This is a genomic window from Alistipes sp. CAG:29 (genome assembly GCF_000435435.1).
Lineage (GTDB): Bacteria > Bacteroidota > Bacteroidia > Bacteroidales > Rikenellaceae > Alistipes > Alistipes onderdonkii.
In genome coordinates, this window is sequence record NZ_FR893414.1 from 29,190 (window position 1) to 51,854 (window position 22,665).

16 protein-coding genes are annotated in these 22,665 nt (G+C 60.4%); 4 read left to right on the forward strand and 12 right to left on the reverse strand.

The features are described 5' to 3' along the window. The coding region (locus QVP03_RS02320) for a beta-L-arabinofuranosidase domain-containing protein (RefSeq protein ID WP_288210607.1) at positions 1–672 on the reverse strand (672 nt) is incomplete at its 3' end. Positions 673–829: 157 nt separating this feature from the next. Between QVP03_RS02320 and QVP03_RS02325 the strand changes: the two genes are divergently transcribed. From QVP03_RS02325 to QVP03_RS02335, 3 genes are all read left to right on the forward strand, one after another. After that, positions 830–1,861, forward strand: a complete 1,032-nt coding sequence (locus QVP03_RS02325) for a DHH family phosphoesterase (protein ID WP_018695716.1) — start codon at positions 830–832, stop codon at positions 1,859–1,861. Positions 1,862–1,905: 44 nt separating this feature from the next. Further along, on the forward strand, positions 1,906–2,793 hold the full coding sequence (locus QVP03_RS02330) for a LysR family transcriptional regulator (protein ID WP_022332043.1): 888 nt from the start codon (positions 1,906–1,908) through the stop codon (positions 2,791–2,793). A gap of 249 nt (positions 2,794–3,042) precedes the next feature. Continuing rightward, positions 3,043–4,113, forward strand: a complete 1,071-nt coding sequence (locus QVP03_RS02335) for a YeiH family protein (RefSeq protein ID WP_022332044.1) — start codon at positions 3,043–3,045, stop codon at positions 4,111–4,113. Between the two features lie 189 nt (positions 4,114–4,302). On the opposite strand, the gene QVP03_RS02340 is transcribed toward QVP03_RS02335, so the two are convergent. The 11 genes from QVP03_RS02340 to QVP03_RS02390 form a co-directional block, all read right to left on the reverse strand. Next, positions 4,303–4,872, reverse strand: a complete 570-nt coding sequence (locus QVP03_RS02340; RefSeq protein WP_022332045.1) for a GNAT family N-acetyltransferase — start codon at positions 4,870–4,872, stop codon at positions 4,303–4,305. A 145-nt stretch (positions 4,873–5,017) separates the two neighbouring features. Beyond that, positions 5,018–5,479, reverse strand: coding sequence for a lipocalin family protein (locus QVP03_RS02345; protein WP_022332046.1), 462 nt, complete (start codon positions 5,477–5,479; stop codon positions 5,018–5,020). A 22-nt stretch (positions 5,480–5,501) separates the two neighbouring features. Then, positions 5,502–6,314 carry a DUF1573 domain-containing protein gene (locus tag QVP03_RS02350; protein ID WP_117507339.1) on the reverse strand — a complete coding sequence of 271 codons (813 nt, stop codon included), beginning with the start codon at positions 6,312–6,314 and terminating at the stop codon, positions 5,502–5,504. 6 nt (positions 6,315–6,320) lie between these two features. Beyond that, the gene (locus QVP03_RS02355; protein WP_022332048.1) at positions 6,321–8,360 is read right to left on the reverse strand and encodes a S8 family peptidase; all 2,040 of its coding nucleotides are present in this window, start codon (positions 8,358–8,360) and stop codon (positions 6,321–6,323) included. 8 nt (positions 8,361–8,368) lie between these two features. Then, a complete protein-coding gene (locus QVP03_RS02360) occupies positions 8,369–10,012 on the reverse strand; it encodes a BACON domain-containing protein (RefSeq protein WP_022332049.1) in 1,644 nt (547 codons plus the stop codon). A gap of 19 nt (positions 10,013–10,031) precedes the next feature. Further along, positions 10,032–12,704, reverse strand: a complete 2,673-nt coding sequence (locus tag QVP03_RS02365) for a DUF4458 domain-containing protein (protein WP_022332050.1) — start codon at positions 12,702–12,704, stop codon at positions 10,032–10,034. A gap of 92 nt (positions 12,705–12,796) precedes the next feature. Continuing rightward, positions 12,797–14,695, reverse strand: a complete 1,899-nt coding sequence (locus QVP03_RS02370; protein WP_022332051.1) for a hypothetical protein — start codon at positions 14,693–14,695, stop codon at positions 12,797–12,799. Between the two features lie 27 nt (positions 14,696–14,722). Next, a complete protein-coding gene (locus QVP03_RS02375; protein WP_022332052.1) occupies positions 14,723–15,667 on the reverse strand; it encodes a DUF4984 domain-containing protein in 945 nt (314 codons plus the stop codon). Positions 15,668–15,690: 23 nt separating this feature from the next. Next, on the reverse strand, positions 15,691–17,202 hold the full coding sequence (locus QVP03_RS02380) for a RagB/SusD family nutrient uptake outer membrane protein (RefSeq protein WP_022332053.1): 1,512 nt from the start codon (positions 17,200–17,202) through the stop codon (positions 15,691–15,693). Between the two features lie 9 nt (positions 17,203–17,211). Further along, positions 17,212–20,166 carry a SusC/RagA family TonB-linked outer membrane protein gene (locus QVP03_RS02385; protein ID WP_276637074.1) on the reverse strand — a complete coding sequence of 985 codons (2,955 nt, stop codon included), beginning with the start codon at positions 20,164–20,166 and terminating at the stop codon, positions 17,212–17,214. Positions 20,167–20,920: 754 nt separating this feature from the next. Continuing rightward, the gene (locus tag QVP03_RS02390; protein WP_018695729.1) at positions 20,921–21,823 is read right to left on the reverse strand and encodes an AraC family transcriptional regulator; all 903 of its coding nucleotides are present in this window, start codon (positions 21,821–21,823) and stop codon (positions 20,921–20,923) included. Between the two features lie 92 nt (positions 21,824–21,915). On the opposite strand from QVP03_RS02390, the gene QVP03_RS02395 reads away from it, so the two are divergent. Then, positions 21,916–22,665, forward strand: a 750-nt coding sequence (locus QVP03_RS02395) for an FGGY family carbohydrate kinase (protein ID WP_288210608.1), incomplete at its 3' end; no start/stop codon positions are given.

A 22,665-nucleotide genomic window follows, 5' to 3' on the forward strand; every position in this document is an offset into this window, starting at 1 on the left:
CAGGAAGTCGTCGCCCGTGATGTTGTAAAGCCAGTAGACGATGCCCAGGTTGTCGCCGCCGCGCTGTTCGCCCCAGAAAGTCCAGTGCCCCAGCGGGGTCTTCGGAAGCTCGCGCAGCTGGTAACGGAAATAGGCGCTCATCAGTTCGATGACGCGCTCGTCGCCCGTCGCCGAGTAGTATTGTTGCAGCACCTTGAGCATGACCATCTTGGGCCACCAGTCGCGGGCGTTGTCGCGCTGTATGGCCGGGCTTTCGAACGGACGGTCTTCCGCCGGGCCGAAATAGCCGTCGGGCTGCCGGCTGCCGAGCGCCCACTCGACCCAGGGGCGGGTCTTTTCGATCAGCCGTTCGTCGCCGAGGATATAGGCCAGCGGCAGCAGCCCGTCGATCCAATAGGGGCCGCGTTCCCAGACGTCGCCGTCGCCGCCCAGCCAGCCGTTGCGCGGGCCCATCACTTCGGGGTAGACCGAATCGAGGTGCCCCGTCAGCCCGTCGGCCTGGCGCTGCAACTGGTCGCGGAGCCATCCTTCGGCGCGGATGGCGCCCAGCGGAAGTTTTACGAAGGGCTTTTCGCGCAGCGGGGCGCGGTTGTTGGCATAGGGTGCCGCGGCCGTCGCGGCGGCCGTTGCCAGGAGTAGGCCTGCCAGCAGCAGGGACATGAGTTTTTTCATACGTACGGTTTTGGTTAGCCGGAACAAAATTAACGAAATTCCCGGCTGCGGGGTGTATGCAAATGTGCAAATTCAGTATACATCGGCGGGCGCGGTTTGTTATCTCCCTCTTTTTTGCTACCTTTGCCCAGTATCACCAATGTGAAGAAAGGCTGAAATGGAGCTATCGAAAGAGCGTATCGAATCCCTCAGGGAACTTCTCGCCCCGGCAAACCGGAAGATCGTGATTGTCGCCCATACCAATCCCGACGGCGATGCCGTGGGTTCTTCGCTCGCATGGGCCGAGGTGCTGCGGGGAATGGGACACGAGGTGACGTGCATCGTCCCGAACAAATACCCCTATTTTCTCGACTGGATGCCGGGTATCGGCCAGGTCGTGGTCTTCAAGAACGATACCGCGGGCGATGCCGTGCGCGCCATCGCCGAGGCCGACCTGCTCTTCTGCCTCGACTTCAACGCCGTGTCGCGGCTCGAAATCCTGAGCGATACGATCGAGGCCAACACCACGGCGCGCCGCGTGCTGATCGACCACCACCTTTCGCCCGACGGGCATTTCGACCTCTCGTTCTCGTATCCCGATTCGTCGAGCACCTGTTTCCTCGTATACAGCATCATCGAAGCGCTGTTCGGCACCGATGCCATTACGCGGCAGATGGCCGAGGCGCTCTACGTGGGCATCATGACCGACACGGGCAACTTCGCCTACTCGTTCCTCACGCCGGAGCTGTTCCGCGCCGTGGCGGTGCTGGTCGAGAAGGGCATCAGCATTCCCGAGATACACAACAACGTCTATAACGCCTATACCGAAGGCCGCGCACGATTGTTCGGTTATGTCATCAACCGCAAGATGGAGATCATCCAGGACGGGACGGTGGCCTATATGTCGCTGATGGAGAACGAAATGCGCCGTTTCCAGTTCCAGCAGGGCGACAGCGAGGGTTTCGTGAACTACGCGCTGACGATCAAGAAGATGAAGATGTCGGCCATGTTCCTGGCCCACCGCAAGTTCATCCGCGTGAGTTTACGTTCGCGCGGAGATGTCGACGTCAACCTCTTCGCCCGCAAGTACTTCAACGGCGGTGGCCACAAGAATGCCGCGGGAGGTAAATCGTTCGTTTCGATGCAGGAGACTATCGACCACTATATCAAGTCGGTAAAGGAGTTCGCCCAAGACGGGCATCTGGGTTGAGGACGCTATGGCTGGTGGCCTTGCGCCGATAACCTACGAAAGTTATGGACGATTTCCGACTTAAAGTTTTTATCACCGCGGCCCGGACGCTCAGTTTCACCCGAACCGCCGAACAGATGTTCATTTCCCAGCCCGCCGTCAGCAAGCATGTCGGTGAGCTCGAATCCCGTTACAAGGTGCAACTCTTCGTCCGCCGCGGCAGCCGCCTGGAACTCACCGCGGCCGGCGAGACCCTGCTGACCTGCGCCGAACGGCTGGCCGGCGACTACCGCCGCCTGGAGTACGAGATGGGCCTCTGCGCGAGTGCGGTCGAGGGCGAACTGCGCCTCGGTGCCAGCACGACCATCGCCCAATACCTCCTGCCGCCGATCCTCGCCCGCTTCACCACGCGCTTCCCCGGCGTGCGGGTCTCGATGATGTCGGGTAACAGCGATCAGGTCGAACAGGCGCTGTGCGGGCACGGCATCGACCTGGGGATGGTCGAGAGCCTCAGCCGCCGGCAGGGGTTGCACTATACGCTCTTCACGCCCGACGAACTGGTGCTTGTCGCCCGTACGGGCGGCCCCTATGCGCGGACGGATGCCGTGACGCCCGACCGTTTGCGGCAGATTCCCCTCGTGCTGCGCGAGGGCGGGTCGGGGACGCTCGAAGTCATCAAGACGGCACTCGGCAAGGCCGGGATCCGCATCCCGGAGCTGAACGTGGTGATGCGCCTCGGCTCGACCGAGGGGATCAAGGCATTCGTGCGCAACAGCGACGCCATGGCCATCCTGTCGGTGATTTCGGTCGTGGACGAGCTGCGCAGCGGTACGCTGCGTATCGTCGATGTCGACTCCCTGTCGCTCACGCGCGACTTCGTGTTCGTGCATCCCGAGGCCGAACCTGCCCGGCTTGTCCGGCAGTTCGTCGATTTCGCCCGGGCCGACCGCTGACCCGGCGGGCATCCCGTATTCCGTTCTCGTTCCCGTATCTCGTTCCCGTATCTCGTTCCCGCATCCCGTTTTTGTTCCCATATTCCGCTTCCGTTTCCGTTTCCGGGCACCGCTGCACGGCTGGGGTTTTCATTATAACTTTATGTTATGCAGGATAACCAGTCCTTGTTCCATATCCCGCCAAAAGATGCGATCTTTGCCGGCGAAACAAAGGAAAAGTTATAACGGCTTCTTAAAAACACGAAGGATATGTTGAAAAAAGGTAACAGGGCGAATACCTTGCACGGGATTCTGCTGATCGTCCTGTTCTCGTTCGCGGCATTCTACATCGCCGGGTTCCCCCTCGTAAAGAAACTTTCGTTCAGCCCGCTGATCGTCGGCATCGTGCTGGGCATGCTCTATGCCAACAGCCTGCGCAACAAACTGCCCGAAACGTGGGTGCCCGGCATCAGGTTCTGTACCAAGCAGGTGCTGCGCTGGGGCATCATCCTCTACGGGTTCCGCCTGACGCTCTCCGAGGTGGCGGCTGTGGGCATCCCGGCCGTCGCGGTCGACCTGGTCGTCGTGACGGTCACGATCCTGGGCGGCGTCCTGCTGGGACGCCTGCTGAAGATCGACCGCGACACGGCGCTGATGACCTCGACGGGCAGTGCCATCTGCGGCGCGGCGGCCGTGCTGGGTGCCGAGCCGGTCGTGAAATGCGAGGGGTACAAAACCGCCATTGCCGTCTCCACGGTCGTGATTTTCGGCACCCTCTCGATGTTCCTCTACCCCCTGATGTACCGCACGGGGATGCTCGACGGGCTCACGGACACGGGCGTGGCCGTCTATACGGGCAGCACGCTGCACGAGGTGGCCCATGTGGCGGGGGCGGGCAACGCAATGGATCCGACCGATACGCTGGGAATCGCTGGGACGGCCACCATTACCAAGATGATCCGCGTGATGATGCTTGCGCCCGTGCTGGTTATCCTGGGGTTCGTGCTGGCGGGCCGCCGGAAAACCGCCGGAGGGCACAAGGAGAAGAGCAAAATTACCATTCCGTGGTTCGCCTTCGGCTTCATCGCGGTCATCGGCCTCAATTCGCTGCTGCAATACCTGACCGGGGCGGAGAGTGTCCGCGACATTCCGTTGAACGGCGCCATCGAATATGTCGATACGTTCATGCTGACGATGGCCATGACGGCGCTGGGTACGGAAACGAGCATCGACAAGTTCAAACATGCCGGGGCGAAGCCCTTCGTGCTGGCGGGACTGCTGTATGTCTGGCTGGTCGTGGGCGGTTATTTCGTCACCAAATACCTGGTCGGGATCCTGTAACGGGGTTTTCGGCCGGGCGGCTTCCGGAGGGATCCCGTTTTTGCGCCCGGCTCCATTTTATGCCGATATGGCGCCTATCCGCCTATCCGCCTGCATCGTCTGCATTGCCGGGGATGCCGGGAAAGAAATCCCGCCGCTGAACGGCCTATGCCGGTCGGAACCGTTGTCTTGCTGGAAGCGATCCGCTTTTTACGCTAAATTCGGCAGAGTGGGGGCTTCGTGCTCCGAATAGCGGAGGACTGCCTCCCGTACGAAGTCCGCGAAACTGCGGGCTTCTTCGTAGGTGATGGCGCCGGGATAGCTCATCAGCACCAGCCGGTGGGGCGTGAAAGGCTTGCGGAACGACGGGTGGATGTACCGGTAGGGGTTGGCGACGAACCCCAGCCGCTCGTAGAAGTGCAGGCGGCGGATCGAAATGTCGTCTGCGGGTGGGTCGATCTCGAGGATGACGCGCCCGACCTTCCGGCAGAAGGCCGAGAGTGCCGCGGAGCCCATGTTTTGTCCCCGCAGGGCGGGTGAGACGGCCAGGTGCTCGACATAACGGTACCCGTCGGCACCCCAGTGGAAGAGGATGCCGATGAACTCGTCGCCGCGCCAGATGCCGTCGGCTTCGAAATTCGGGTCGCCGAATGCCCGGTCGTAGCCTTCGGCGTTCCAGCGTTCGTTGTAGGGGAACGACTTTTCGTAAAGCTCCCAGGCCTCGGCCCAGCCTTTGTCCGAGCGGGACTTGAAAGGTATGAATTGCAGTGGTCGTGTCATCGTCCGTATTGTTTTGCGCAAAATTACTACAAATTCCGCGCATTACCAATCCGGTTGTGCCGGGAGGGGCGTTCCGTGACATAATGGTAAAAGGGACACCCCGGAGCGGGTGTCCCTTTTACTGCCTTGCGGCGTGAACTTTTTATTACTCCGTTTTCCCTCCGGTGATTTCCTCGGGGATGCCGTCGCAGCGTTCGTAGACCGAAATGTCCGAGCGGTCGTCCTTGGCTGTCCATATCATCTGTGTCTTCGAAAAGTCGGTCACGATGTAGCGGTGCTGCCAGTCGCCTACGCTGTAATCGTAGTTTCCGTAGATGATGGCGCCCAGCTCCTCGTCGGTTTCGATGGCGAAGCGTCCCGTGAGCTTGCGGGCGCCGAAGCTGTCTAAGTTCTGGTACATGACGTACTTCTGGTCTTTGCGGATGAACTCGATGTATACGTAGCTGCCCTCGGCGAGGGGCGCGCCGTTCCATTGGGCGAGCTGCCACGTGCCGGCGAGGTTGTTGGGCGTGACATCCAGGGGGGCTACATACGACTTGTCGTCATCGCAGGCGCAGAAGGCCGTCGCGATAAGTGCAAGGAGCGTAAATCTAAAAATTGTTTTCATATTACTCGTTTTTGTCTGTTTCTTACTCTGTTTCTTCGAACCGGATTTGCAGCGTGCGCCCGCTCGGCGGAACATCGGGCCCTTCGAGGATCAGGGGCAGCTGCACAGGTGGCCTGCGCGTTGCCTGCGCGGGGTCGAACCCGATGACCAGGTCGCCTTTGGCGCCCGGGGCGAGGGTTGCGGGCTCGCACCGGAAGGTGATCCCCGGGGGGAGCAGGTGCTCGTCGCAGCGTGGCCGCATGGCTTTGCCGCCCGTGTTCAGGCATTCGATGCGCTCGTTCTGCAACCTTTCCGGGGCGAGGCGCACGGACTGCTGTTTGAGCCGCAGCGCACCCATTGCATAGGGGTAGTCGCCGTCCGTGCGTTCCGAGGCTATGACCGTGCCCGTGAGGTGCAGGATGGCCGTCGGCATCTTGTCCGAGAGCTGCGTATAGACGAAGATCCGCCTGTCGAAGCTCCCCGGGTGTCCCTTCGGGTGGTAGGTGACCGTCACCGTGCCTTCGCCGCCCGCGCGGACGGGCTGCCGGCCGTAGGTGGCCGCGGCGCAGCCGCAGGTGGTCTGCACGCGGGTGATGACGAGCGGTGCCGTCCCTGCGTTATGCCATTTGAACGTGTAGCCCGGCGGCGTGTCGTCCTCGCCGATATGCCCTGCGTCGATCTGCGTGCGTTCGAAGCGCATCGCTTCGGCACCGTCGGCCGTGGCGGGGTGCGCCAGGCTGTCGAGTTTGGCACGGGGGACGATGCGGATCTGCGAGCAGAGCGGTGTGGCGGCGGTTACCGCCCACAACGCCCCGCAGCAGAAGAGCATACGTGCTATCGTCGTTCCGCAGCGCATCGTCCGTTAGAGCCAGCCGTTGCCGTTTGCCGTTTTACGCACCGTGATGTTGAAATTGTGCGTCTCGCCCTTGCTCGAAGTGATGCTTGCCTTGGTCGTGCCGGCCTTCAGCCCCCTGACCGTCAGTTTCGCACCCTCCATCGACGCCGTGGCGACCGCCGTGTCGGCGATGCTGACCGTGTAGGTCAGCGTTTCGCCGCCGAGGAAGTAGTTGGCCGGGATGGCCTTCACCTCCTTGCCCAGCGAGATGTAGAGGTTCGGGAACGAAACCTGCTTGCCGTTGCCGGAGACCGCGTTGAGCAGCCTGGCCGCATTGACCTGGCCCGTGCCCATCTGGTTGCGGTAGTTGGCCAGCGTCAGCTGCATGGGCTGGTTCAGGCCGACGTCGGCGACGTAGCGGTAGTAGTTTTTCAGGCCGGTCATGTAGGAGTCGATCGGCGTGGTGGTTTGGTAGAGTAGTGCCTTGAACTCGTCGGCCGTGAAGTGGCGGCGGAGCTGTGCGGCGTACGAGAGCCCGAGCGCGGCGACGCCCGAAACGTGGGGGCAGGCCATCGAGGTGCCTTCCATGTAACCGTAGCCCGTTTCGCTGATGGCATAGGGCAGCGTCGAAAGGATGCAGCCGATCTCGCCGCGTTTGTGGTTGTCGTCGAAGTACTCGTAATAGTAGTCCTGGTCGCCGCCCGGGGCTGCGATCGTCGTGCCGGGGCCGTAGTTGGTGTAGACGGCGGGCGTATAGTCGGCAGCCGTGGCCGATACCGAGATGCACTCCTCGGCAGCGCCCGGGAACCCGGCCTGCGGGGCGCTCTCGTTGCCGCCTGCGAAGATGGCCAGGCCGCCTTCGATCGGGCCGTTGGGCGATCCGGCGTTATGCAGGAAGTAGTCGAGGGCGTCCTTCTCCAGCGGGGCGTTCGTCGCCCACTCCTCTTCGTCCTTGAAGCCCGGCGCCCCCCACTCGTAGCTGTTGGCGCTGCCCGAGATATAGCCCCAGCTGCACTGCAGGATGACGGCGCCGTTGTCGGCCGCGTACTTGATGGCCCGGACGGTCGCCAGCGAGTTGCTGACCGCGTTGCCCGAGAATATCTGGCAGCTCATGATCTTCACGCCCGGGATGTCGGCGTTCCCGCCGGCGATCGAGCTGATGCCGATGCCGTTGTTATTCTGTGCGGCGATCACGCCCGCCACGTGCGTGCCGTGACCCGTATCGCTGACGTCGTCCCACGAGATAACGCCCGTGTCGAAGACGAAGTTGTAGCCGTAGACGTCGCCTTTGTAGCCGTTGCCGTCGTTGTCCTGCTTCGAGCGGTAAACCTCGCCTTCGTTGACCCACATGTTGTTCTTCAGGTCGGGATGTTCGACCATGACGCCTTCGTCGAGCACGGCGACGATGATCGACTTGTCGCCCGTCGAGGATTTCCACGCCTCTTCGCACTGCACGTCGGCATCGACGATCGACTTCTCGCCGAACAGGTTGCCTCGGTTGATCAGGTGCCACTGCATCGGCAGCAGCTCGTCGTTGAAGGGATAGCCCGTATCCCCGGCGGCACGGGTCGCACGCTGCATGGCGGCGAGGGCCTCGCGGGTGAGAGGCATCGCCTTCTTGCCGGCGTTGTAGGCACGGCGGATCGTGCGGTTGAGGTTCACGTGCTGGACTTCGCCCAGGGCCGAAAGTTTCTCGGCGACCTCCTCGGCGGAGTAGTCGTCGCCGAAGCGTACGACGTACCACAGGTGCAGCTCCGATTCGCGGGTGCGCTCCTCGTTGCGGCCGTCTACGGGGAAGACGCGTTCGATCTGGTAGCCGCCCACGATGTCGAGAACCTCGTCGACCGAAAGGATGCCCGAGCGGGTGGCGGGGCCGCCGCTGCGGGTCGCTGCGGCCGCCTTGTCGAGTATCTCGCTCACGTAAGGCGAAAATTTGACGAGTATCTCCCCCGATTTGTGCTCGACAGGGGTGTCCTGTCCGGTGCCGGGCGTCGGGAGCTCCTCGTTGGTGCAGGCGGTAAATGCCAGGAATGCAATGGCAAAAATGCCGTATAAATAGTTTTTCATCGTCTTGATTATTTGGTCGTATCCTCGTCTTCCTCTTCTGCGCCGGGGTCTTTCTTGTACCCCTCGTAGAATTCGTAGTAATAGTTCAGGTTGGCGGGTTCGTTGCCGAATCCGGCCGATGCGCCCGTCGCATCCTTGCCTTCCTGCGTGAACACGAGCTGGAAGGGTGACCACCAGTCGAGGGCGGGGTGGTAAAGCAGCCAGTCGGGCAGTTCGCCGGTCAGGCGGTTGAGGTTGATGGCGAAGCGCTTGGTGTGCGGCATCACCTTCGGGGTGCCGATCAGCGCGCGGGGCAGCGTGTCGGCGTCGATGATGTCCTGCTCGGTGTATTTCTCCCAGTCGTCCATCTTGGGCAGCGGCCCCTGCAGGTAGTTGACCGAGAGCTGCAGCGTGTCGAGATCCCATTCGATCATGCGGCGCGGGAATCCTTCTTCATCGACGAGGCCGCCGTAGTTGGTTTCGACGGTGTTGCTCAGGTCGTAGATGTTCCTGCGCGTGTTGGCGCCCATGAGCAACGTCCGCAGTTTTGGGAAGTTGGTCGGGTTGATCTCGTCGGGAATCTTCTGGAAGTTGTTGCTGCTCAGGTCGAGGAACTCGAGGTTCTTGAGCGCCGTGAAGTTCTTGTCCAGCGAAACCAGCCCGTAGGCGGCGATGGTGAGGCGTTTGAGCTGCGTGAGTTTGGTGATGTACTCGCCGGTGGTGAGGTCTTTCAGGAAGGCGTTGACGTTGCTGTAGAAGTTCAGCTCGTCGGCGGCCGTCAGGTACTGCACTTCGAAAGGCAGCTCTTCCTTGGTGTCGAACATGAAGAACCGGGCGTATTTCACGCGGCCGTTCTTCTCGGGCGTGTAACCCGCCATGCCCTCCTCCCAAAGGGTGACGTCGTCCCAGTTGTCCATGCGTTCGCCGTTCTCCCACGAACTGTTGGTTCCGAGCGTGCGTGCGATGGCCAGCAGGGCGATCGAGTCGCCGCTGCGGGTGTTCTCCTCGATGGGTTCGGCGGCGCCCTGCGTGACGAGCAGGTTGTCCTGGCGGGCGAGTTCCACCTCGCGTTTGGGCTTGAACACCACGTCGGCGATACGCTCGTTGGGCTGGGAGTTGATGCTCCAGTTGAAGCGTACGGTCACCTCGCGCGGGCGGATGCCGCGGTCGAGTTCGACCTTATAGCTGTCGAATTTGAGCCAGCTTTCGGCCGAGGTGGGGACTTCGACGGCGAAGTCGACGTTGGTCTTGACCTTCACGTCGAAATAACGGGTGCCGAAGGCCGAGAAGTTGGCCACGGAAACCTCTTTCTCCCCGAGCGTGATGGCGTAGTCGAAACCCTGCTGGTCGATGGTGATCTCCTTCTTGTCCCAGGTGTTCTGCTCCTGGATGCGTACCACGCCGCGGCGGGGCGAGTCGGTCAGCGCCGAGTCGATGAGGATCCTGCACTCGGTGGTGCCGCGGCCGTTGGCCGGCGAAATGGAAATCCACGGCTCGTCGGTGGTGGCGACCCAGTCCCCCGATGCCGATACTTTGATCTTGTGGCTTCCCCCTGCGGCTTCGGCTTTGATGGCGTCGCTGTCGAGCCCGAACGCGATGTTCTTGTCGGCGTCGGAGCAACTGCATAATGCGATCGAGCAGAGGATGACCGGTATGTAATTCTTTATTTTCATTGTCGTTTCTCCTTAGGTGTTATTCGAGCATTTTGTCGCAGTTCAGGATGTTCTGGGTCTTGTCGTAGATCAGGTTGTAGACCCCCTGCTGCCAGTAGTAGCAGATGGCCGAGGCATCGAACGTGATGTTGGGGTTGTCGCTGATGTCGAGGTGGTAGATCAGGTAGGAGATCGTGTCCTCGATCTTGCGCAGGTCGTTCGAACCGATGTAGAACCCGCGCAGGCCCGTGTGCTGGTAGAGCCCCGTGGGCCACTCGCGCAGGCAGCGCTTACCCTCGGCATCGCGCTGGCCGCGGATGGCGTATACGGTCAGCCCGGCGCAGTTGAGCGGCCCGAACGGGAACTTGTCGAACGAGTTGTACGATATATCCAGCCCGTAAAGGTAGGGCAGCTGCTCGGCCGTGAAATCCTTGGACAGGGCCTTCAGTTTGTTGTAGGTCAGGTCGAGCGATATGAGCGCCGTCGAGTTCTTGCCGCCAAAGCTGCCCTCGGGGATTTCGTCGATGCTGCAACCGCGCAGGATGATGTAGGAAACCAGCGAATTGGTCGTGCCGAGGCATTTGGGGAACTTCGTCAGCCCGGGGTTGGCCGCCAGCGAGAAGGTCTCCACCCGCAGGCCCTTGTATTTGCCCTCCTCTTCGCCTTCGAAGCCGTCGATCTCGTTGTAGGAGAAATCCACCGATTTCATGACGTATTTGGACTTGGCCGAGAAGATGTTGGGAACCTTCTTGAGCTTGTTGTAGGTCACCGAGAAGGTCTCCGTGTCGTCCGTGCCGCAGAAGATGCCGTCGCTGTTGGCCGGGAGCGAAGTGATGTTGTTGTGGTCGAGGTAGAGCTGTTCGGGTGCGACCTCCTTGCCCAGCGGATGGAGCGTTTCGATCTGGTTCCGGGACAGGTCGAGCAGGCCGATCTTCTTCAGGTTGCTGAACGACTCGGGGATCTCCCTGAGTTTGTTGTTGGTCGCATAGAGGATCTGGAGCTTCTCCTTCGATGGGCCGTTGGCGATGGCGTCGAGCCCCTTGTATAGCTCTTCGGCCGACCATTGGGCGTTGTTGGAGATGTTGACCGAAACGAGCTCGGGCATCTGCGCGATCTCCACCGGGAAGCGGGTCATCTTCGGGCAGTTGTAGACCTCCAGGTCGGTCAGCGACTTGAGGTTGGCTACTTCGGCGGGAATCTCCTCCAGCTCGCCGTTGGCGATGTTGAGGTACTCGAGCTTTTCGAGTTTGCCGATGGCCGGGTCGATCGACTTGAGCCCGTTGGTGAGCTTGCCGTGTACGACGTCGTAGGGACGGATATTGTTCTGGAGGCCGGTCTTGCGGTCGATGATCTGATCCTCGGTGAAATTCTTGTAGAGCGACGTGGCCGGGATCGAGATGCCGTGTTCGGCCAGGGCCCGGGCGATCGGCTCGGACGTCTGGGTCGGGATATGGATCAGCGAGAGGAACTCCTTGTGACGCTCCATGCGGGTGCGGTTGCGCTCGGAGAGGCTCTTGTCGTGTGCCAGCGAGGGGTCGTATTCGAGCAGGTTGCCGTCGTTGTGCGTGCCCAGATACAACTCGACGAGCTCCGAGAGCTGGCCGATGGCTGCCGGCACGTGCCCGCGGAAGCCGAACTCGCCGATCGAGATCTTCGCCACGCGGCCGTTGGAGTGCACCTCCACGCCCGGCTGGACGCCCCACAGGTCGGGATCCTTGTTGAAATCCCAGTTGACGCCGGTGGGATAGTTTTCACCCCTGTAAGACCAGTGCTCCCCGTCGAGCGCCTTCCAGATTTCGTAAAGCGCGTAGTAGTCGCGGATATACTCGTCGGCCTCGTAGAGCGTGACGCCGACTTTGGCCTCGGTGGTCTTGTTGTCCTCGATGGTGAAATCCAGGTTCTTGGGACGCTTGTTGGTCTCCAGCAGGATTTTGTTCTTGTCGTAGGCCTGGTATCTCTCCAGGCTGTAATCGCCCGCCTTGAGCGAGAGCAGCGTGTCGCATTCGAGCGAGGAGGTCTGGTAGCCGTCCTCGATGTCCTCGGGGGCCCCGTCCTCGCGGTCGTCCCTGAAGTGGATCGAGAACTTCGCGGGGAGTTTTTCGAACGTGGTGAGCTCGTTGGTCGTCTTGTGCCTTACGGTCAGGTCGAGGAACGCGATCTCGTCGAAGGTGTACTGCCGTTCGGCGGCACGCGTCACCACGGGTGTCTCGGTGAAGTCCGACAAGTCCTTGGAGATCGAGAAACGCACCGTGCCGCGCGGCTCCACGTCGACCGTCAGGTCGTGCGAAACGAGGCCGCCGGCCACGATGTCGAGCCTCTCTTCGCCCGGCATGCCGTTGTAGATCAGCTCGTCGTCGGCATTGAATAACGAGAAGGTGATGATCTGGTATTGTCCCGTCAGCAGCCGGAGCTTCTCGCTGCGAAGCCCGAATTCGGCGCTCTGCTTGTCGGGGGCCGAGAGCGTCAGCGACTGGGTGATGGTCGTGCCGTCGTAATAGAGCGAGACCTGCACCTTGCTGGCTTCGGAAAGGTAGTCGAGCTGGGGTTTCTGGGCCCGGCTCAGGGCGTCGTAGGACGCCTCCTTGTGTAGCTTGAACTGAACGTATCCGTAATCTTGGTCGCGGTTGTCGATGCCGTCGTCGTCGGAACATCCGCCGAGGAAGGCCATGCCCAGTGCGAGGAATGCCGTTACGGAAAATTTTAAAAGTTTCATATCTAAAAACCTGGTCTGTATGTTCTCCATAAATTGTAGTCGTATCGAACAGGGCCCCTGCCCCTTGGGAGAGGGGCCCTGAATCATTGGGGTCAGATGTTGAGCGTGCAGATGATCACCATCACCACGTTCCAGTTGGCTCCGTAGAGGAACATGACGCCCTCGGCGGCGGTCTGTGAGTCCATGTTGACGTAGATCTGGGTCGGACCGTAGGATTCGGCCGTAAGCCAGCTTTCCGCATCGCCCTGGGCCATGAAACTCGAGTAGGTCGGGACGTTCATCACGGCGTTCGTGGTTTCTCCCTCGTAGGTCAGTTGGTAGATCGGGGCGCCGTACTCCGCATACTGTTCGTAGTATTCGCCCGAGGTGATCTCTTCGAGGGTCGCGCCGGTGACGTATTCGGGATATGCGAACCCGATGTCCGTGCCGCCGATGTCCGCATTGGGATCGTAGAGGCAGTTGACGGCCGCGATGTTGCCCTCGGCGTCGTAGAAGACGATGTAGCCTTCGTCCTCGCGATCCATATCGATGATGGCCCCGCCTTCGACGCGGCGTACCGAGAGCCAGTTCTGCTCGTCCGACAGCGGCTGGCAGTCGGCGTCGTAGCATTTATAGCCGGTGAAGTCGCGTTCGAATGTCAGCGTGGCTTCGGGGTCGTTCGACCAGGCTTTGGTATAGGTCAGTTTGTAGGCGTCGTCGACCTCGAGCTCGCGGAGCGACCAGTGGGTCGAGGGGAGTTTCTCGAACAAGGTGCCGATCTCCGCCATGCCCTCGGGGTTGGCTGCCTGGATCGGGCCGGGGCTGGCCTGCTGTGTCAGCGTGGCGAAGACATAGGGCTGGTACTCTTCCTTGATGTCGTAGTCGAAGAGTTCGTTGGGGTCTTCTACGGCCAGCGATGCCGGGAGTATGATGATCCGTGCCGTGCGGGCATCGCCCTGGTTGACCTGCGTGCCGATGGTGAAGCCCCTGTCCATGATCACCAGGTCGTCGTCCCAGGCATTCTCCGTGACCGTGACCCATTTGGTGTCGGCTTCGTCGCCGCTCAGGCTGGTATTGCCCCAACGATCCGTGACTTCGGCGATGACGTAGATCCTCGCGCCCCTGATGCTCTTGACCGAACCGCGTGCGGCGCCGGGCGACCAGTCGCCGTTCATGCTGTTGTAGATTTCGGCTGCGGCGTTGAATTTGAGTTCCTTGTCGAGCGTGACGTCGAAAATGTCGCGGCAGGAGGGAATCGTGATCGGAATCTCGACCTTCGCGTCGAGGTTGCTCCTGTCGATGAACACCAGTTTGTCCTGCGCCCCGTCGAGCGGATAGGCCGACGGGTTGCCCTGGATGCGGATCTCGACTTTCGTGCCGGGCTGCCCGACCGTCACCGACGGGGTGGATACCCATTCCGGCATCCGGTTGATCGCCCACTCGTAATTGGCTTCGACCAGGATCGGCATCGAGAAATCGGTGCGCCCCTCGGGCCAGGTCAGGTCGATGCTTTGGGCTTCCCCTTCGTTATAGGAGTAGGTGAGGCCGGTTTCGCTGTCGCCGTATTCGAAGTCGCCGTACTCGTCGATCTTGCATGTGCGCAGGCTGAAGCCGCGTTCGAGCGTACCGCGCGTGATCGTGGCGATGACCTTGCTTTGGCCGCCCATCTTGAGGGTTACCTCGCAGACGCGCGTGTCGTCGAACTCATCGAGTTCGGCCACGCCGATTACGATCCGCGATGCACCCGCACCGCCGCGCAGCGTCCAGACTTTTTGTGTTTCGTCCTGTATCCAGAACCATGCGGCGGTGGCCGTCGGGACACTCACCTCCCAGTTCTGGTTGGGCTCTATCTCGAGCGTGTAGGTGCCGCCGGCTTCGATGGTCGCCGAAACCGCCTCGGGGAAGTTGGGGCTGGGGAGCTTCGTATCCTCATCCGAATCGGAACACGAAGCGGCCGCCAGACATGCTCCGGCGAGCAGCGACATCACCAAGTGTAAATAATGTCTTTTCATATTTCGTTTCTTTATTTACGTTATGATTTAGAGCGATCCGGACGCCGTGACGCCTCCCGGGAGCATGCCTTCTTCCCGCTGGAGCCGTTCGGCCTCCTCGTCGCTGACCCATTCGATGATGTTGTAGAAATGGCCTACCAGGCCCATGTTCACGCCCATGTCCTCGACATGCACCTTGATCCACAGCGCCACGTAGTGCTGGCAGCTGTTGAAATAGGAGTCGTAGAGCGGGCTGTTAGTAACCAGTATCTTGTTGTCCCCGACGATCTGTCCGAAGACCGAAGCCTCGTCGGCCAGTACCTGGTTCTTGTCCATGGTTACCAGCGGTTCGATCGGATCGCGCGGGTCGAGGCGGATCGTGACGTCGTAGCCCGAGAAGAGCCAGTCGTGCAGGATAATCATGTTCTCTTCGGTGGGGTGCTTCTCGGTGCGGATGAGGCGCTGGATGCTCTTGTTTTCCACGCCGGGGTAGCTGTTGAGGAACGTCGAGGTCACCACGCACCAGCCCGTGAATTCGTTGATGTCGTAGGGGCAGCTTTTCTGCATGACGACCTTCGTCCGGTCGTGGTAGAGATCCCATTTCAGCTGCTCGGGCATGACCAGTTTGAGGATGAAGCCCAGCGAGTCGGTATCTTCGATGTTGTCGTACAACCCGCGCACCTGTACGTCGGCCTTGCGCGAACCGGCCTTTATGGTGATGGTGTTCGACAGGAGGCGGTAGTGCTTCCCCTCGACGGCATTGCTGCCCTGGTCGATGATCTCCACGCCGAATGTGCGGTCGTAATCGCACGCGACGGTCGAGGAGACCGGTACCGAGAAATAGTCTTGGTCTTGGAGTACGGCGTAGGTGGCCAAGGTATCGGCGAACAGCACGTACTCCGCGTCGGAGTAGGTCTTATATTCCTCCTTGCAACCCGTTGCGAGGGCGGCCAGGAGTCCCGTTGCAAACAAAACCGTGATAATTCGTTTCATTGTCTCTCTTCTATTCGTTGTTGCTATCTGTTGCTTTCGTTCGGGAGTATCTCCGAACCGGGGGCTTCCAGCTCGTGCTGCGGGATCGGCCATACGAAAAGCGGGTTGTCGGCTTCGATCTTGAGCGAGCTGCCTTCGGCCTGGGAATTGGCCTGCGGCTTACGCTCGAAGCCCTTGTGCCAGCGTTTGAGGTCGTGCAGGCGGAAACCCTCCATGTAGAGTTCGCGCAGGCGCTCGTCGGAGATGGTCTGCAACCAGTTGTCCTTCGTGACGTTGATCGTACCGCCCGATTTGTAGCGCATCTTGCGCAGCGTCGAGAGGTCGTTGCCGGCCTTCGAAAAATCGTTCTTTTGGCAGTAGGCCTCGGCGCGGATCAGGTACTGCTCCGCCAGGCGGAACGGCTTGGGCATCGAGACATGGTAGATCTGGTTGGCGATCAGGTTGCGGTTGCCGTAGTATTTGACCAGCAGCGGCCAGCTCAGCCCGTGGGCATAACCGGTCTCGGTCTGGTAGAAGTAGCCCGAATAGCGCAGGTCGGCATCGTCGTAGAGATCCAGGGCAGCCTGGCCGGGGACATAGTCGGGATAGAAATAGGTGTAGTCCTTGTTGAAGTTGAGGAACACCGTGCCGAGCGCCCCGCCGTAGGAGGTGTCGGTGAAGCCGATGCGCCAGATGACCTCGTATCCCAGGTCGTACGCCCACATGTAGTCGAAATAGGTGTAGTCGGAGGTGTAGTTGGTCTTGGCATCGGAGAGCTGGAAGGTGGCCTTTTTTTCGTCGATCAGGGTGCTCGAATATTCGATCGCCGTGTCCCAGTCCTGCATGTAGAGCGCAACGCGGGCGTGCAGCGCCTCGGCCGAGGCCGAGGTCATGTAGACGTTGCCGTAGGCGTCGTTCTCCTTGTCGAGGCGTTTCTCGGCCTCGGCCAGGTCGTCGAGTACGAACTGGTACGAGTCGTAGAGCGATGCGCGGCGGGCCGCCTCGGGCGTAAAGTATTTCGTGCGCAGCACGACGCCCAGTTCCGATTGGGCCGTGTCCGGCTCATAGGCCTTGCAGAAGGTCTTGAGCAGCTCGGTATAGCAGAGCGCACGCACGGCGTAGACCTCGCCCGTGTACTGCTCGAGCTTCTCGATGTTGGTGTCGCTGATTTCGTTGGCCATCACCTCGTCGATGCGGTCGAGGTAGAAATTGCAGTTGCCGATCACCTTGTAGAGGGCGGCGTAAACCGCTTCGAGCTGCAGGTCGGTCGGGCGTATGTCCCAGCGCCAGAACGAGCCGTAGGTATTGGTATTGCCTTCGACGGCATAGACCAGGTCGGCCTGGATGTCGGGCAGCAGGGTGAGGTAGCCGCTGTAAAGCGCGTTGCTCTTGAGCGAGGCGTAGATGCCGGTGAGCGTCTGCTCGGCGTCGGCGAAGGTGCGCATGGCCTCCTTCTCCGGGATGGACGAACCGGGGTACTTGTCCAGGCACGAGGTGGTGCTGACAAGTATCGCGAAGGCCGAAAGGTAGAATTTTATATTGCGTAACATGTTCATAGTCCCTGATTAGAATGTTAAGTCGAGTCCGAAGGTGAATTGGCGAGCCATCGGATACTGTGCCTGGTACATATTGCTCGACCCTTCGGGATCGAGGCCCGTGAATTTGGTGAAGGTGAAGAGGTTCTGGGCCTGGGCGTAGATCTTCACGCCGCTGATGAAGCGTGTCTTACGCAGCCACTCCTGCGGGAAGGAATAACTCAGCATGAGGTTCTTCAGGCGCAGGAACGAAGCGTCCTCCAGCAGGCGGTCGTCGAACTCGGTGTAGACGCCGTGGCGCGGGATGTCGGTGATGTCGCCGGGTTTCTTCCAGCGGTTGAGCAGGCGCTTGGACTGGTTGTAGGAGGCGAATCGGCCGTTCGACTCGTCGAAATAACGGTCGTTGTTGATCATCCAGCGGTCGGCGACCCAGCTGAACTGTGCCGACAGCGAAAGTCCCTTCCAGGCCAGCGTCGTGCCGAAGCCGCCCTGCCAGGGCGCCACGTAGCTCTTGCCGACCATGACCTTGTCCTCGTCGCGGAGCTCGGTGGTCAGCTCGCCCTCCTTGGTGTACCACAGCGCGTCGCCGTTGGCGGGGTTGACGCCTGCGAACCGGTTGAGGTAGAACTCGCCGAAGGAGTGCCCCACGACCAGTTTGGTATTGGTGCTCGAAAGCTCGTATTCGCTGACCCCGCTGTAGAGCTTGGTCATCTTGTTCCTGTTGTAGGAGACGTTGGCGTTCACGCTCCACACGAAATCCTTGTGCTGGATGACGTCGGCGGCCAGGCTCACCTCGACGCCGCGGTTGGTCATGTCGCCCACGTTGTCCCAGCGGAAGCCGAAGCCGTTGGAGGTGGTGTAGGAAACGGGAACCTCCATGAGCATGGCGCTGTTCTTCTTGTGGTAGAGTTCGACGTCCACGTTCAGGCGGTTCCAGAAGCCCAGGTGCATGGCCAGGTTGGTGATCCACAGCTTCTCCCACTGCAGGTCTTCGTTGCCCGGCTGCGAGGGGGCGATGCCGGCGTCGCCGTAGTAGTTCAGGCCGCCGCTCACGAGCGCCATGTGTTCGTAGTTGGGGATCGACGAGTTACCCGAGGTGCCCGTGCTGAAGGCGATCTGCGCGTTGGTGAGCCAGCGGCGCGAGTTCTCCATGAATTTCTCGTTGCGCAGGTTCCACATCATGCCCACTGAGCCGAACGCAGCCCAGCGTCCCGAGGTGCCGAAGCGCGAGGAGCCGTCGGTACGGACGGAGAAGTCGACGTAGTAACGGTCGGCGTAGTTGTATTCGCCGCGCGCGAAGAACGACAGGAAGGCGTAGTTGTCGTCGGTGACGTCGCTCCACGACGTGGCTCGCGTCCCCGACGAGATGTTGACCAGCTTGTCGTTGTTCTGGCCGCGGGTCGCCAGCGTGAACTCCTCGTAGCTGTAATCGACGCCCTCCTGGCCCAACAGGAAGTTGAACGAGTGTCCGCCGTCGAGCGAGAAGCGGTAGTTGATCGTATTGGTGATGGAAAGGCTCATGCCGTCGGTCGAGTAACGCTGCGCCGTGCCCGAGCCCAGGTTGGGCGGGTAGTTGGGGTAGGAGGCGCCGAAGCCCGTCGTGTGCGAATAGTCCACGCCGAACTGCGAGCGGATGGTGAGCCCCTCGATGGGGGTGGCCTCGGCGAAGAGCGTCGAGATCACCTTGTATTTTTTATAGGAGATCTTGTTGTTGGCCAGCCATTCAAGCGGGTTTTGGCCTTCGCCCTTCCAGGTGCCGTCCTTGATCGAGGCGAGCGAGCCGTCGGGGCGGTGGGGGTTCCAGTAGGGCATCATGAAACGTGCGGCCGAGATGGGGGTCACGAGCGTATATTCGCCCGACTCGGCGCGTTCGATGGTCTGGTAGTTCATCATCGTGTTGGTGCCGAGCTTGAGCCACTTGGCTGCCTGTTGTTCGACGTTGGCGCGGAGCGAGAAGCGCTCGAAGGCCGAACCTGCGGCAATGCCCTCCTGGTTGTAGTAGCCGCCCGAGACGTAGTAATTGGTCTTGTCGGTGGCCCCCGAAACCGAGAGCTCGTAGTTCTGGAGCAGGGCGGCATCGTTGAACACCTCGTCGAGCCAGTTGACGTTGGTCTTGCCCAGGACGTTGTAGTTCTTGCCGTCGGTGAACCCGATCTCCTTCTCGTACCGGATGCGTTCGTCGGTGTCCATCAGATCCCAGTTGCCGTAGGCGATCTGCGAGAAACCGAGCTGCATGCGGTAGTTGATCTTCGCCCGCTCGGCCATGCGCCCGCGCTTGGTCGTGATGACGATCACGCCGTTGGCCGCGCGCGCACCATATATAGAGGTGGAGGAGGCGTCCTTGAGCACCGAGATGCTCTCGATGTCGGCCGGGTTGATGGCGTTGAAGTCGGAACTGGCGATGGCGACCCCGTCGAGGATGTAGAGCGGCGAGGTACCCGAGTTGATCGAGTTCATGCCCCGGATCATCATCGTTGCCGACGTGCTCGGCTCACCCGAATTGGAAAGTACCGTCAGTCCGGGAACCTGTCCCTGGATGGCCTGATCGAACGCCGCCGTAGGGGTGTTCTCGACCTTTTCGGCCTTGACGGTCGATACCGATCCGGCGATGGTGCCCTTCTTGCGGACACCGTAAGCGATGACCACCACGTCGTCGAGCGCCTGTGCCTCGCTCTCGAGGGAGACGTTGTAGGTCAGCGAGGCGCTGCCGCCCGGAACCGTAAAGGTGGCGGGCTTGTAGCCGATGTACTGGAAGGTGAGCGTCGTCCCTGCGGCGACGCTGATCGAGTAGCTTCCGTCCGCAAGGGTGCTCACCCCGCTGGTGGCCCCGGAAATCACGTTGACCCCGATGAGGGGTTGCTTGTCATCCGCCGAGGTGACGATGCCTCTGACGGTCACATTTCCCCCCCCCTGAGCTACGGACATCGCCGGCAAGGCACATAGGAAAAATGCAAGAATGTTGAGTAGAAGTTTCGTTTTTTGCATAAGTAAATGATACTGTCTTACGCGACAAAGAAAAATAATTAAAACGAATTTGCCAAATGTTCAAAATAGATGAAATGTAAGCAGGAGTGTTCGGAAAGGGTCTTTCCGGCCCTCTTTTCAGGGCGAAAACAGGTGCTATAAGACTAAATATAAATAACTTAACATTTTGTTTTAACCCGAAGAACCATTGTTGAACACGGGTTAAAATATTTTTATAAAAACGAAAATAAAATTCAATATGTTTTGAATATTTTGGGGTTTCGGGCGAAAAAATACCCTCCGGTACGGTTTGATATGCGGTGAGTTTCCGGACGTAGGTGCTTCTGGATACCTTATTTTTTAATATTATTTAATATATACCAACCTGCGGGGTGGTTTTTTGAAAAAATATAAAAAATATAAAAATATTTTTCGCCGGAGGGGACGAACTTCCCCGAAAACCTGAGGAGATAACAATTTTCCGGCAATCGGTGGTGTACGGAGGAAATACGCGAAACCCCGTAAAGAGTTCTCAAAGGGGATTTTATCGGGGGCGATTAGGCTGAAACGGGAAGTAAAGTAAAGGATGCGCAGTTTTTTGGTGTGTTATGCTTACAGATTGTAAGTGATATGCCGTGATTTCATTTTAATACATAACATCAACCCCTATTTGCGCCCGCGGGTCAATGCTTTGGTCGGCGGCGGGTTGTAGCCCCCGTGCATCGCTGCCGTGGGCAACCCGCGGTGCGTCACGGCCGTGGTCTGTTCCGGCGGGTCACTGCCCCTTCCCGCCCCGGAAGCGGGCGCGGTACTGACTGGGGCTGAGCCGTTCGCGGAGGCGGAAAAAGAGCGAGAAGGCGCTCACGCTTTCGAAGCCGAGCGCATAGGCTATTTCCGAGATGCTGTGGGCTGTCGTCGCGAGCAGTTCCCGGGCCTTGTTGAGCCGCATCGTGTGCTGGTATTGCGCCGGCGCCATCCCCACGTATTCGCGGAAGACGCGGCGGAACCACGTGTAGCCCATGCCCACTTCGCGGGCGATCTGTTCGGGCGAGCGGTTGCGGCCGAAGTCTGTGCGCATGATGGCTTTCGCGCGGTTGATCTTCTCGACGACGGGGTTGTCGGAGTAGAGCAGGTTGCTGTGCTTGAAGAGCACCGACCCCAGGATGTGGAGCACGATGCTCGAAATAAGCGGCTGGAATCCCACGCGCTCCTCCTCGACCGTGCCGATGATCTCGCGGTAGCACCGCTCGATGCCGCCGCTGCACCCGATCCGCAGCAGGGGGCGCCGGCGGCAGAGGAACCCCTGCTGTTCCAGGCGGTCGATATTGGCGCCGCGGAAGCCGACCCACCACTCCGTCCATCCGGTGCCGGGGTCGGGCGAGTAGGAGTGCCATTCGTTGGGGAAGAGCAGGAGCATGGTGCCCGCCTCGACCGTCTGCGAGGGGCAGGATGCCGATTCGAAGCGCCCCCGCCCGGCGGTGATGTAGACCAGCTGGTATTCGTCGAGCGTGCGGCCGCTGCCTTTGTAAAACAGGTAGTGCTCGGGATGTTCCGAGACGGGGTAGGGCGTCCCGGGCGGGACGTGCTGGTGCCCGGCCGTGGTGCAGACGATGCCCCACTGCTCGTCGCGCGGGGAGACTGGCAGGTAGTGAAGGATGCTCAGCGGCCGGTCGTCCATAGTGTCAAATCTATATATAGTTTGTCAAAACCATCAACAAAGGTAGGGAAAAGATTGTATAGTTTTGCATCAGTAACCTAAAACTTTCCGTGATGAACCGTTATTTCGTCGGTGTCGATCTCGGTGCCACGAGCGGCCGTGTCATTCTCGCCACGCTCTGCGGCGACGGCATCGCCCTCGAAGTTCTGCACCGCTTCCCGAACCGCCTGCTTTCGATCGGCGGCAAATATTATTGGAACATCTACTCCCTCTATGAGGAAATCCTGCACGGCCTGACGCTGGCCGGGCAGCGAAGGCTTCGGGTCGATTCGATCGGTATCGACACGTGGGGCGTCGACATGGCCTGCGTGGCGGCCGACGGTACGCTGGCCGGGCTTCCGAGGGCTTACCGCGATCCCTATACCAACGGGGTTCCCGAGGAGTTCTTTCGGAAAATACCCCGGCAAGAAGTGTACCGCCGCACGGGTATCCAGATCATGAATTTCAATTCGCTCTTCCAGCTCCGTGCCGCACGCGGGGAGGGGATGTCGGCGCTGGAAAATGCCGCGTCGGTGCTTTTCATGCCTGACGCGCTGTCGTACCTGCTCACCGGCGAGAAGGTATGCGAGTATACGATCCTCTCGACGTCGCAGTTCATGGAGCCCCGCACGCGGGAGATCGACGGCGCACTGCTGCGCGAGGCGGGCGTCGATCCCGCGCTTTTCCCGCGGGTGGTGATGCCCGGCCGGAGGATCGGGGTGCTTTGCGACGCCGTAGCCCGGCAGACCGGGCTGGGGGCGGTGCCCGTGGTGGCCGTCGCGGGGCACGATACGGCTTCGGCCGTGGCGGCCGTGCCTGCCCGG

What these genes read in the sequence shown, in the direction of transcription:
- QVP03_RS02385 (WP_276637074.1), bottom strand. Translation starts at nt 20,166, where the DNA reads ATGCAAAAAACGAAACTTCTACTCAACATTCTTGCATTTTTCCTATGT.
- QVP03_RS02325 (WP_018695716.1), top strand. Translation starts at nt 830, where the DNA reads ATGGAGCTATCGAAAGAGCGTATCGAATCCCTCAGGGAACTTCTCGCC.
- QVP03_RS02350 (WP_117507339.1), bottom strand. Translation starts at nt 6,314, where the DNA reads ATGCGCTGCGGAACGACGATAGCACGTATGCTCTTCTGCTGCGGGGCG.
- QVP03_RS02360 (WP_022332049.1), bottom strand. Translation starts at nt 10,012, where the DNA reads ATGAAAATAAAGAATTACATACCGGTCATCCTCTGCTCGATCGCATTA.
- QVP03_RS02375 (WP_022332052.1), bottom strand. Translation starts at nt 15,667, where the DNA reads ATGAAACGAATTATCACGGTTTTGTTTGCAACGGGACTCCTGGCCGCC.
- QVP03_RS02340 (WP_022332045.1), bottom strand. Translation starts at nt 4,872, where the DNA reads ATGACACGACCACTGCAATTCATACCTTTCAAGTCCCGCTCGGACAAA.
- QVP03_RS02330 (WP_022332043.1), top strand. Translation starts at nt 1,906, where the DNA reads ATGGACGATTTCCGACTTAAAGTTTTTATCACCGCGGCCCGGACGCTC.
- QVP03_RS02365 (WP_022332050.1), bottom strand. Translation starts at nt 12,704, where the DNA reads ATGAAACTTTTAAAATTTTCCGTAACGGCATTCCTCGCACTGGGCATG.
- QVP03_RS02370 (WP_022332051.1), bottom strand. Translation starts at nt 14,695, where the DNA reads ATGAAAAGACATTATTTACACTTGGTGATGTCGCTGCTCGCCGGAGCA.
- QVP03_RS02380 (WP_022332053.1), bottom strand. Translation starts at nt 17,202, where the DNA reads ATGAACATGTTACGCAATATAAAATTCTACCTTTCGGCCTTCGCGATA.
- QVP03_RS02345 (WP_022332046.1), bottom strand. Translation starts at nt 5,479, where the DNA reads ATGAAAACAATTTTTAGATTTACGCTCCTTGCACTTATCGCGACGGCC.
- QVP03_RS02355 (WP_022332048.1), bottom strand. Translation starts at nt 8,360, where the DNA reads ATGAAAAACTATTTATACGGCATTTTTGCCATTGCATTCCTGGCATTT.
- QVP03_RS02390 (WP_018695729.1), bottom strand. Translation starts at nt 21,823, where the DNA reads ATGGACGACCGGCCGCTGAGCATCCTTCACTACCTGCCAGTCTCCCCG.
- QVP03_RS02335 (WP_022332044.1), top strand. Translation starts at nt 3,043, where the DNA reads ATGTTGAAAAAAGGTAACAGGGCGAATACCTTGCACGGGATTCTGCTG.